This window comes from Microbispora sp. H10836 (assembly GCF_012999525.1).
Lineage (GTDB): Bacteria > Actinomycetota > Actinomycetes > Streptosporangiales > Streptosporangiaceae > Microbispora.
Window position 1 is genome coordinate 152,773 of the sequence record NZ_JABBWU010000012.1, and the last position, 11,399, is coordinate 164,171.

Genomic DNA, 11,399 nt, shown 5'->3' on the forward strand with positions numbered 1-11,399 from the left:
GGGGGCGCCCGCCGCCCCGAGGTGGGGCGGCGGGCGGGTGATCTCAGCGTACGGCTGGGGCGGCCAGCCGTTCCGCCTCATGGTGCAGTGCCTCGATCAGGACGAGCTCCAGGCGGAGCTCGTCCTCCACGAGGCTGTCGAGGACGTCCATCCGGGCCTCCTTGTTTCCAAAGACGTCCCGCGGCACGCGGCGGTTGACCATGGCACGGCACGAATCCGGATGGAACGAGGCAATCTTCCCAGTCGGCCGCGCCGCACGTCGGCTACCCAGAACGGATGCGTCATCACTCACATCCGTCACAAAAGACTCGGAAAACAAAAAATCCACCCCGAAGCGGAGTGGAGATCGCGAGGCATGCATGCGATGCCCTATAGTGAGAGATTCCCAGTTATCTGATACACAGACCCTCTCGATAGGAGTTTATCACAGGAATGGGTGACCGTCAATCCGACTCCGCTCGCGCCGACGCCCTGCGGATCGAACAGTCCTACGTCTCCATGCTGTACGACCGCCTCGACATCGCACGTGAGCGGGCCGAGCACGGCATGCGGGAGGTCCTGGCCCGCGGTGGCACGGGCACCCGCCAGGCCGTCGTGGAGCGGGAGGTGACGGCGGCCGAGCACGGCCGCCGCCTCGCGCAACTGTCGGCCGTGGAACGCGGCCTGTGCTTCGGGCGCATCGACGACGCCGACGGCGAGACCCTCTACATCGGCCGCATCGGGCTGCGTGACGACGACCACACCTCCGTGCTCGTCGACTGGCGCGCCCCCGCCGCCCGCCCCTTCTACGTCGCCACCCCCGGCGACCCGGGCTCCCTCGTACGCCGCCGTCACCTGCACACGCGGCACCGCGAGGTCGTGGGCATCGACGACGAGGTCTTCGACCTCGACCGGATGGCCGACGGAGACCGCCGTACGCTCGTCGGCGAGGCCGCGCTGCTCGCGGCGCTGCGCCGCGGGCGCACCGGACGCATGGGCGAGGTCGTCGCCACCATCCAACGCGAGCAGGACCGGGTCATCCGCTCCGGCCTGGCGGGGGCGCTCGTCGTGCAGGGCGGGCCGGGCACGGGCAAGACCGTCGCCGCCCTGCACCGGGCGGCGTACCTGCTCTACACGCACCGCGACACGCTGGAGCGGCGAGGCGTGCTCGTCGTCGGTCCCAACGCGACGTTCTCCCGCTACATCAGCCAGGTGCTGCCCGCGCTGGGCGAGACGCAGGTGGTGCTGACGAGCATGGGCGGGCTCCATCCCGGGGTGCGGGCCGGCGCCGAGGACGAGCCGGCGGTCGCCGTCGTCAAGGGCGACCCGCGCATGGCCCGGGTGGTCGAGGAGGCGGTCCGCGACCGCCAGCGCGTGCCGGAGGGCGACCTGGAGGTGAAGATCCCCGTCCGCACCTCGGTGCGCGGCGGCGTGGAGGTGGTGGTCGAGGAGATGCCGCTGCGGGTGGACCACGCCACCTGCCTGCGGGCCCGGGACCGCGCACGCGGCCTGCGGCGTCAGCACAACATCGCCCGGTGGACGTTCGTGGACCAGGTGCTGCGGGCCCTGGCCCGGGACGAGGCGGCACGGCTCGACCGGCCGCTGGAGGACGGCGACCTGAAGTACGCCGCCACGACCCTGTGGGAGCACCGGCCGGTCCGCGACGCGCTCGACGCCCTGTGGCCGGAGATCACCCCGGAACGGCTCGTCCGCGAACTCCTGTCGGACCAGGAACGGCTGCGCGCGGCGGCCGGGCCGCACCTGACGGAGGAGGAGCGCGCGCTCCTGCTGCGGCCCCGCGAGGCGCCGTGGACGGTCGGCGACGTCCCCCTGCTGGACGAGGCCGCCGAACTGCTCGGCGAGTACGACTACGGGGCCGGGGCCAGGCGGCGCCGCGCGGAGGAGGAGCGGCGCGAGGAGGAGCTGTACGCCCGGGAAGTGCTGACGATCACCGACGTCGACCCCGTGCTCGACGCGACCCTGCTGGCCGGCCGCAACCGCGCCGACGAGGCGTACGTGACGACCGCGGACCGGGCCGCCCGCGACCGCACCTGGGCGTACGGGCACGTGATCGTGGACGAGGCCCAGGAGCTGTCGGCGATGGCGTGGCGGACGGTGATGCGGCGGGTCCCGGCACGCTCCCTCACGGTGGTCGGCGACATCGCCCAGACCGGCTCGGCCGCGGGCGCGCGCTCCTGGGGCGAGATGCTCGACCCCTATGTGAAGGGACGCTGGCGGGAGGAGCGCCTGCTGGTCAACTACCGGACGCCGGCCGAGATCATGGAGGTCGCCGCCGACGTGCTGCGCGCCGTGGCGCCCGGGGAGGAGCCGCCCGAGTCGGTCCGGTTCGGCGGCGCCCGCCCCCGCGCCGTGCCCGCCGCCGGGACCGACCTGCGGCTGCTCGTGGAGTCGGAGCTGCGCGAGATCGAAGAGGGACGGGTCGGCGTCGTCACGCCGGACGCCCGGCACGCGGAGGTCGCCGCGCAGTTCCCCGAGGCCGTCGACCCTCTGGACAGCCCGGTCGCCGTCCTCACCGTACGCGGCTCGAAGGGCCTGGAATTCGACGCCGTGGTGGTCGTGGACCCCGAGGGCATCCTGAGCCAGTCGCCCAATGGCGGCCAGGACCTGTACGTCGCCATCACCCGGGCGACCCGGCGGCTCACCGTCCTCTACGAGGACCGCCTGCCCGCCATGCTCCACCGCCTGGCCATCTGATCTAGTGCCCTTGGCGTGCCTCCGGCACGACTCCGGCGGGAGTGGGTGCCCCGCCGGGCGAAGCGGGAAACACTGAGCGCCCCGATGAGCGAAGCGGGAAACACAGTACGGCCGGCGTGGGGGACGCCGGCCGTACTGGGTGGCTGTGAGGGATGAGCTAGGGCATTTTTCCCGAGATTTCGTCGGCGGCCTTGTCGGCCTTCTCGCCGACTTCCTCGGCCTTGTCTCCGACCCACTTGCTGGCGTCGGATCCGGTGTGCCGCATGCTCTCCCGCATCGTCTCGGTCCAGCGCTGGGCGTTGTTCCGGTACATCGCCACACCGACCGCGCCGATCGCGACGCCGCTCAGCAACGCGAGGACCGGCCAGCGCCGGCGCGTCTTCTTGGTGCTGGACACGTCGATGCGGCGGGCCATCTCGGTCAGGAACGCGCTGACGATCGGCGCGATCTGCTCCTCGACCGACTGTGCCGCCTGGTCGAGCTTCGGCGCCGCCCAGACCCTGGCGTCCTCGATCCGGTGCGTCGCGAGATCCCGGGCGGTCTCCGCCATCGGGCTCATCCGGCCACCGGCTCTCCTCGCCTGGTCTCTCATCCTGCTCAGCCACGTCTGCGGGATGACCACTTCGGCGCGGCGCCTTCTGTTCATTGTCAGGGACACGATCAACCTCCCCAATCGACGGGGCCCCGGAACGACCCCTTCCCGGATGGTCGCGGCTCAATCACGAGCAGTGCTTGAAGGCATGCTCGATACCCTGTTCACGGACAACAAACACGATCAGACAAAGGGGGCGGCCCTCGTGGCTGACAACCTCATCGCGAATCTGCGCACGAACCACGGCACGATCCGCGTCCAGCTCTTCCCCAACAAGGCGCCGAAGACCGTGCGCAACTTCGTGGAACTCGCCGAGGGCACCCGGGAGTGGACTCACCCGGAGACCGGCGAGAAGCAGACGAACGTCAAGCTCTACGACGGCACGATCTTCCACCGGGTCATCAGCGGCTTCATGATCCAGGGTGGCGACCCGCTCGGCCAGGGCATCGGCGGGCCCGGCTACGACTTCGACGACGAGATCCACCCGGAGAACCAGTTCAACCGGCCCTACCTGCTCGCCATGGCGAACGCGGGCAAGCGGTTCGGCAAGGGCACCAACGGCTCCCAGTTCTTCATCACCGTCGCGCCGACGCCGCACCTCAACCAGGGGCACACGATCTTCGGCGAGGTGATCGAGGGCACCGAGGTGGTCGACGCGATCGCCAAGACCCCCACCGGCCGCAACGACCGCCCGGTGAACGACGTGGTGCTCGAAGAGGTCACCATCGAGCGGTCCTGACGCCGCGTCGTCCGATCCCCGGCGCCCCGGCCGCAGCGAACGCGCGGCCGGGGCGTTTCCGGCTTATAGGCTGGCTCGTGGATGCGCTCCCCCGCACAGGGACACGCCAGGAAAGGACCCCATGACCTCCCAGCCTCCGCCGCCCCCGCAGCCGGGGGCGCAAGCCGTACCCACCTGCTACCGGCACCCCGACCGCGAGACCTACGTCCGCTGCCAGCGCTGTGAGCGCCCGATCTGCCCCGACTGCATGCGGGATGCGGCGGTCGGTCACCAGTGCCCCGAGTGCGTCCGTGAGGGCAACCGGGAGGTGCGGCAGGCCCAAGCCACGTTCGGCGGCGCCGCCGTCGCCACGCCCCGCGTCACGTGGACGCTGCTGGTGCTCAACGTGCTCGCGTACGCGGCCGAGGTCCTGCGCCCGGACGAGGTCGTCCAGCGGTTCGCGATGTGGTCGCTCGGCGTCCACCTGGGTGAGTGGTGGCGGCTGATCACCAGTGCCTTCCTGCACGCCCCGCCGCCGTCCTTCTGGCACATCCTGTTCAACATGTGGGCGCTCTACGCCCTCGGCCCCGAACTGGAGCGCAGGCTCGGCTCGGGCCGGTTCGCCACGCTCTACCTGTTGTCGGCGCTGGGCGGCTCGGTCGCCATCTACCTGTTCGGCACGTCGGCCGTCGGCGCCTCCGGCGCCATCTACGGCCTGTTCGGCGCGTTGTTCGTGGTGGCCCGCAGGCTCGGGTACGACGCGCGTGGCGTTCTCTGGCTGATCGGCATCAACGTGGTGCTGACGTTCGTCGTGCCCGGCATCAGCTGGCAGGGCCACCTGGGCGGGCTCGTGACCGGCGCGATCGTCGCGGCGGGCTTCGCCTACGCGCCGCGCCGCAACCGCGCCATCGTGCAGTTCGGCATCGCCGTGGCCGTGCTGGTGGCGCTGGTCCTGCTCGTCACCATGCTCCCGCCGTACGGCCTGCGCCTGGAGGGCGCCTTCACCTGACGGTGTCCGGGGCTCCCTGCGTGATGCGGTCGAGCCAGCGCAGCAGCAGGGCGGTCTCGACCGGCTCCAGTGCTCCGGTGCCGGCGAGGGCGAGTTGCGCGCGCAGGCGCAGCGCGGCCTCGCGCAGGGGGTCGCCGTCCTCGCGCAGGGGGTCGCCGTCCTCGCGTGGGGTCGTCTCGGTGAGCACGTGCCCGAACACGGCGTCACGCATGCGATGCGACAGCGCCGGATCGTCGAAGCACTCCGGACTGGCGATGTGATCGAGAGCGGTGCCGACGCTCGCGGACAGGATCAGCCGGGCGGCGACGCGCGGCTCGACCTTCAGCGCGCCGATCGCCGCGCACCGTACGAGCGTGGCCTCCAGGAGGTCGAACACCCGGTCGCGAGCCGTGGAGTGGGACCACGGCCGTGGGGTGAACATGAGCTGGTAGAGGGCCGGGTTGTCCCGCGCGAACGCCATGTGGCCGTCCCAGCCGGCCCGCAGGTCGGTCACCGGATCGGCCGTCTGCTCCTGTGCGGCCTTGAGTGCGACGTAGCGCTCGTACCCGTGGTCGGCGACGGCGTCGAGGAGCCCCCGCTTGTCGCCGAACAGCCGGTATAGCACGGGCTGGGTCACGCCGACGGCCTCACAGACCGCCCGCGTGGCGATGTCGTTGTCGGATGACGCCGCGAGCTGCTTCTCGGCGGCCTCGATCATCGCCGCGCGTAGGGTGTCCGCACCTGCCATGTAACCAATGATACGAAACTTCGCTAGCGGCGATACGCCGACCGTGCTAACGTTTCACTCGTAACGTCGATATGCAGAATGCTTATCGACGATAGATGAGGAGGTTCGTGATGAGTGACCAGCGCGTGGCCGTCGTCACCGGCGGCTCCCGTGGGATCGGCCGGGCCGTCGCCACAACGCTCGCCGCACGCGGTCTCGCCGTCGTCGTGGGTTATCAGGGAGCGGCCTCGGCCGCGGCCGAGGTGGTCGACGCGATCACGTCGGCGGGCGGCCGGGCGTTCGCGGCGCAGGCCGACGTCGCGGACGAGAACGCGGTCGCGGCGATGTTCGACACGGCGGACGAGACCTTCGGCGGGATCGACGTCGTCGTCAACGCGGCGGGACGCCTGTCGCTGTCCCCGATCGCGGATCTCGACCTCGCCGCCCTGGACGCGTTGCACCGCACCAACATCCGCGGCACCTTCGTCATGGCGAGGGAGGCCGCGCGCCGCGTGCGCGACGGTGGCGCGATCATCACGATGTCCACGTCCGTCGTGGGCCTGCAACTGCCCAACTACGGCGCGTACGTCGCCAGCAAGGGCGCCGTCGAGGCGATGACGCTCGTGCTCGCCCGCGAACTGCGGGGGCGGGACATCACCGTCAACGCGGTCGCGCCCGGCCCGACCGCCACCGAACTGTTCTTCGAGGGCAAGGACGAGGCCACGATCGAGCGGATGGCCAAGCAGCCCCCGCTGGAACGGCTCGGCACGCCGGAGGACATCGCGGAGGTCGTCGCCTTCTTGACGAGCCCCGCGGGGCACTGGGTCAACGGGCAGGTCGTGCGTGCCAACGGCGGCATCGTCTGACGCCCGCGGGACGCGCGGGCCCAGGGCATGCCAGGGTCACAGGCGTCCGCTGGGTGGCCGGCACCCGTCGGTCACGAGTTGCCCACAGGCTGTGGATAAAGACTGTGGAAAGTTTTTGGGAAAGCGCAGGAGCGCCCTAGCGCCACTTGGTCGACAGCACGACGCCGACGATGATGAGCCCGAACCCGATCAGCAGGTTCCAGTTCTGCAGGCTGGAGATCCCCGGGACGTTCGGCGCGATGTAGTAGACCGCGATCCAGGCGATACCGATGATCCAGGTGGCCACCATGACGGGGGCGAGCCAACGCGGGCTGACCTTCACCGTCTGCGCCTTCTGCGGCGGGGTGTAGACGGCCTTCTTGCGAGTCTTCGACTTGGGCACGGGAGTGTCTCCTGGTGGGTACCCGCGCGGTCGTGCGGGCTGGTGTCAATAGCGTAATCGCTGTGGCGATGAAGTCCCGAGCAAGGATAGTCGGCCCGGACCCTGCCGGGCGATCCCCCACGAGGGATTGCCGTACGCTGAAAGTCCGATTTCCGCTCTGCACGCCCAGCCACGCCGGTGAAGCGGGAGACACCTATGAGCCCGACCCGGGTGCTCGTGGTCGACAATCACGACAGCTTCGTGCACACGATCGTGCAGTATCTGCGCGGTCTGGGCGCCGACTGCGACGTACGGCCGCGTGACCACGTCGTCGTGGACGACGCCGACGGCTTCGACGCCGTGCTCGTGTCTCCCGGGCCCGGCACGCCGGAGGCGGCCGGGGTGTCGGTGCCCCTCGTACGGCACTGCGCCGAGCGCGGCCTGCCGCTGCTCGGAGTCTGCCTCGGTCACCAGGCCATCGCCGTGGCGTACGGGGCCGTGGTGGACCGCGCGCCGGAGCTCATGCACGGCCGCACCAGCCTGATCTCCCACGACGGGCGGGGGGTGTTCCGGGAGCTCCCTTCGCCGGTCACGATGACGCGCTACCACTCGCTCGCCGTGGTCCCCGGAACCGTGCCGGACCCGCTGGAGGTGACGGCCACGACCCCCGACGGCGTCATCATGGGCCTGCGCCACCGCGGGGCGCCCGTCGAGGGCGTGCAGTTCCACCCCGAGTCGGTCGTGTCCGAGCACGGCCACCGGCTGCTCGGAAATTGGCTCGCGCAGATCGTGTAACGCTTTCCGCTCTCGGCACGACTACATGAGTGAGGGCTTCCGCCATTGCCCCCGAGTGGCGGAAGCCCTTCCTCATGTCCGCGTGCGCCGTACGCCGTGCGCCGTTCCCGGCGGGCCCCCGGAAACGCCGACGGCGGCCACCGCCTCGCGATGACCGCCGTCCGCTCGTGTCGTCAGTTGCCGAACGGGTTGTCCCCGCCCTCTCCGGGAGGGCCGACCTGGACGCTGTCGCCCCCACCGTCACCGGTGCCGTCGCCGCCGGTTCCCGTGCCGTCGCCGCCGGTGCCGTCACCGGTGCCGTCCGTCGGCGTGTCGCCGGTCGGCTGCTGGGTCGGCGGCTGCTCCTGCGAGGGGCCGCTGGAGACCGTCAGTGTGATCGTGGTGCCGGGGTTGAGCTTGGTCCCCGGCTGAGGCGACTGGTCGATCACGTTGCCCTGCGGCACCACGTCGCTCGGCCGCTCCTGGACCCTGACCTTGAAGCCGGACCCCTCCAGGGTCTGCTTCGCGTCGTCGAGCGTCTGCCCGACCACGGCGGGGAGCTCGGTCATCTCCTTGGGCACGTACAGCGTGACCAGGGCGCCCTTCTCGACCTTCTCACCCGGCTTGGGCTTGGTGTCGAACACCTGGCCCTGGGGCTTGCTGGAGGCCTTCGGCACGATGCTGACCTTGAGCCCCATCGCCTCCAGCTCGGCCCTCGCCTCCTCCGGCGACTTGCCGAGCACGGTCTCGGGGATGGCGACCTTCTCCTGGCCCTTGGAGACGACGACGGTGACCGTGGACCCCGGGTCGGCCTGCTCGCCCCCGGCGGGATCGGTGCTCACGACGGCGCCCTTGGGCACGTCGCCGTTGAACTCCTCCGGCCCGAAGGCGACCTTGAACCCGGCCGCCTTCAACGCCTGCTCGGCCGCGGCCTTGTTCTGGTTGGTCACCGACGGCACCTCGACCTTGTCGGCCGTGGAGGAGCCGCCGGACCCGAGGAACGCGTAGCCGACGCCGATCATCGCGCCGATCACCAGCAGCGGGATGAGGATCCACAGGGCCGTCTTCAGCGCGTTGTTGCCGCCGCCGTTGCTGCGCCGCCGCCCGTCGTACCTGCCGCCGCGCTCCTCCTGGGCGTACTCGTAGTCGGGGATGGCGCGGGTGTTCTGGGTCATGGCGCCGCCGCCGGCCGTGGCCATCGTCCGCGTGCGGTCCGCCCCGCCGTACCCGTTGTACTGCTGGGTGGCCATCGCCATCGTCTGCGGGTCGACCGGCATGCCGGACAGCGCCCGCTGGATGTCTCCGCGCATCTCCGTGGCGCTCTGGTAGCGGTGGAGCGGGTCCTTGGCCATCGCCTTGAGCACGATCGCGTCGGCCCACTGCGGGATCTCGGGATCGATCCGGGACGGCGGGATGGGGTCCTCCCGCACGTGCTGGTAGGCGATCGCCACGGGGGAGTCGCCGGTGAAGGGCGGCTGGCCGGTGAGCAGCTCGTACAGCACGCAGCCGGTCGAGTAGATGTCGCTGCGCGCGTCGACGCGCTCGCCGCGGGCCTGCTCGGGGGACAGGTACTGCGCGGTGCCGATCACCTGGGCCGTCTGGGTCATCGTGGCGGCGGAGTCGGCCATCGCCCGGGCGATGCCGAAGTCCATGACCTTGACCTCGCCGTTGACCGTCAACATGATGTTGGCCGGTTTGATGTCCCGGTGGACGATGCCGCCCCGGTGGCTGTAGTCCAGCGCCCGCAGGATGCCGTCCACCAGTTCCATGGCCCGCTCGGGCAGCAGCCGCCGGTCGGCGCGCAGCAGGTCGCGCAGCGTCCGCCCGTCGACGAACTCCATCACGATGTACGGCACGGGGGTGGCGTCCATCATGTCCTCGCCGGTGTCGTACACGGCGATGATCGACGGGTGGTTGAGCGAGGCGGCGGACTGCGCCTCACGCCGGAAGCGCGCCTGGAAGGTGTGGTCCCTGGCGAGGTCGGAGCGGAGCGTCTTGATGGCGACAATACGGTCCAGGCGGATGTCCCGGGCGCGATACACCTCGGCCATGCCGCCACGCCCCACGACGCCATCCAGCTCGTAGCGTCCGCCGAGAAGTCGTGGCTGAGTCATTTCCTGCACTGTCCCTTGCCGTTCATCTTGGGGTGCCGCCGGTCTCCATCATCGACCCATCTCCTCATCACGCCCCCTCATCCGGAGGGTTCGTGTCGTCGGGTGGGGCTTCCGTCGGGAGCGGAGTCTCATCGGTTTCCGGGGCCGAGGTGGACGTCGAAGTCGGGGTCGAGGTCGGGGACGAAGCGGGTGTGGGCGACTGGGTTGTGGGTGGTGCCGACCTGCTTACGGTAGCCGACGGAACGGCGCTCGGCTCGGCCGACGTCGCCACAGCAGACGGCCGATGCGTCCGCGGAACCTCTGACCTGTGCGTACGTGCCGACGACGGCGATGGCGACGGCGAGGATGACGGTGTGACGGGCACGGCCGTCTCGCCCGGGTCCGGCGGCGCATCGCCGGTCCGGGCGGCGGTGAAGGCCAGAACCCCGATGCCGACGGCGGCCGCGCAGCCGGCCGTCGCGAGGAGCAGGGTCGCCGGACGGCGGCGCCGCCCGCCGACGGGCCCGTCGGGACCGCCCGGGCGCCGCGTACGGGCGTCGGGGACGCCCGCGGGAGCCGTACGCGGGGCGGCCGGGGCCGGCCCCAGCGGGGCGGTGGCGCCGGGACGCGAGGTTTCCTGGCCCGGCTGCCGGCTCAGGGGTGCCGTCAGCCCGGGCGCGGCCGCGGCGGTGCGGCCCGCTCCACCGGTCGCGGGGAAGCCCCTGGGGTCGGTCAGCGAGCCGAGGACCGCCGCCGGGGCGGCCGTGCCCGCGAGCGTCTCACGCAGCACCCGCACCCTGTCGAGGAGCACCGGCCCGGTCTCCGGCCGCGCGGCGGGGTCCTTGGCCAGCATGGCCATGACGAGAGCCGCCACCGGCGCGGGCACGGTCCCGGGCAGCGGCGGGGGCGTGTCGTTGAGATGCCGCAGCGCCAGCGCCACCGGGGTCTCCGCCGTGAACGGCGGACGGCCCGCGAGGCACTCGTAGGCCACCACCCCGAGCGAGTAGATGTCGCTCGCCGGGGTCAGGGTCGTGCCGGACGCCTGCTCCGGGCTCACGTACTGGGCGGTGCCGAGGATCAGGCCGGTCGCGGTCAGCGGTGCGGCCTCCAGCGCGCGGGCGATGCCGAAGTCGGTGATCTTCACCTGCCCGTCCTCGGTGACGAGCAGGTTGCCGGGCTTGACGTCGCGGTGGATCACTCCGGCCCGGTGCGCGGCGTACAGGCCCCGGGCGGTCTGCTGGACGATGTCGAGCGTGACGTCCGGCCCGAGCACGCCGTTGCGGGTGAGGATGGCCGACAGCGGCTCGCCCCGCACCAGCTCCATCACGAGGTAGGCGAGGCCGTCGGTCTCGCCGTAGTCGAAGACCTGGGCGATGCCGGGGTCGGTCAGGGCGGCGGTGATCCTGGCCTCGGAGCGGAACCGGTCACGGAAGGTGGCGTCGTCCGCGACGTGGCGGCCGAGCAGCTTGATCGCCACCTCCCGGCCGAGGAGTTCGTCGTCGGCCCGCCAGACCTCGCCCATGCCACCCGCGGCGATGGGGGAGGTCAGCCGGTATCGCCCGCCGAGCACCGTTTCGTTCATGTGT

The 11,399-nt window shown here is 71.3% G+C and carries 10 protein-coding genes; 5 read left to right on the forward strand and 5 right to left on the reverse strand.

Annotated elements, in window-relative coordinates; translation table 11 throughout:
- The first annotated feature begins 432 nt into the window (after positions 1–432).
- On the forward strand, positions 433–2,694 hold the full coding sequence (locus HHX30_RS22630; protein WP_169983980.1) for an ATP-binding domain-containing protein: 2,262 nt from the start codon (positions 433–435) through the stop codon (positions 2,692–2,694).
- 157 nt (positions 2,695–2,851) lie between these two features.
- On the opposite strand, the gene HHX30_RS22635 is transcribed toward HHX30_RS22630, so the two are convergent.
- Complete coding sequence (locus HHX30_RS22635) at positions 2,852–3,244, reverse strand: hypothetical protein (RefSeq protein ID WP_249350320.1); 393 nt, start codon at positions 3,242–3,244, stop codon at positions 2,852–2,854.
- A gap of 247 nt (positions 3,245–3,491) precedes the next feature.
- Between HHX30_RS22635 and HHX30_RS22640 the strand changes: the two genes are divergently transcribed.
- Positions 3,492–4,025 carry a peptidylprolyl isomerase gene (locus HHX30_RS22640; RefSeq protein ID WP_311922722.1) on the forward strand — a complete coding sequence of 178 codons (534 nt, stop codon included), beginning with the start codon at positions 3,492–3,494 and terminating at the stop codon, positions 4,023–4,025.
- 121 nt (positions 4,026–4,146) lie between these two features.
- Positions 4,147–5,013 carry a rhomboid family intramembrane serine protease gene (locus HHX30_RS22645; protein ID WP_169983983.1) on the forward strand — a complete coding sequence of 289 codons (867 nt, stop codon included), beginning with the start codon at positions 4,147–4,149 and terminating at the stop codon, positions 5,011–5,013.
- Here HHX30_RS22645 and HHX30_RS22650 read toward each other — a convergent pair.
- Positions 5,006–5,740, reverse strand: coding sequence for a TetR/AcrR family transcriptional regulator (locus HHX30_RS22650; protein WP_169983984.1), 735 nt, complete (start codon positions 5,738–5,740; stop codon positions 5,006–5,008). The genes HHX30_RS22645 and HHX30_RS22650 overlap by 8 nt on opposite strands.
- 110 nt (positions 5,741–5,850) lie before the next feature.
- Here HHX30_RS22650 and HHX30_RS22655 point away from each other — a divergent pair, with 110 nt between their 5' ends.
- Positions 5,851–6,585: an SDR family oxidoreductase gene (locus HHX30_RS22655; RefSeq protein ID WP_169983985.1), complete on the forward strand. Its 735-nt coding sequence runs from the start codon at positions 5,851–5,853 to the stop codon at positions 6,583–6,585.
- A gap of 136 nt (positions 6,586–6,721) precedes the next feature.
- Here HHX30_RS22655 and HHX30_RS22660 read toward each other — a convergent pair whose 3' ends face one another.
- On the reverse strand, positions 6,722–6,967 hold the full coding sequence (locus tag HHX30_RS22660) for a cell division protein CrgA (RefSeq protein WP_169983986.1): 246 nt from the start codon (positions 6,965–6,967) through the stop codon (positions 6,722–6,724).
- 195 nt (positions 6,968–7,162) lie between these two features.
- Here HHX30_RS22660 and HHX30_RS22665 point away from each other — a divergent pair, with 195 nt between their 5' ends.
- Entirely contained in the window at positions 7,163–7,741 is a 579-nt protein-coding gene (locus tag HHX30_RS22665) for an aminodeoxychorismate/anthranilate synthase component II (RefSeq protein WP_169983987.1), read from the forward strand.
- A 173-nt stretch (positions 7,742–7,914) separates the two neighbouring features.
- Here the strand turns inward: HHX30_RS22665 and pknB are convergent, their stop codons facing one another.
- Positions 7,915–9,834, reverse strand: coding sequence for a Stk1 family PASTA domain-containing Ser/Thr kinase (pknB, locus tag HHX30_RS22670; protein WP_169983988.1), 1,920 nt, complete (start codon positions 9,832–9,834; stop codon positions 7,915–7,917).
- A gap of 67 nt (positions 9,835–9,901) precedes the next feature.
- Entirely contained in the window at positions 9,902–11,395 is a 1,494-nt protein-coding gene (locus tag HHX30_RS22675; protein WP_169983989.1) for a serine/threonine-protein kinase, read from the reverse strand.
- Positions 11,396–11,399: the final 4 nt, after the last annotated feature.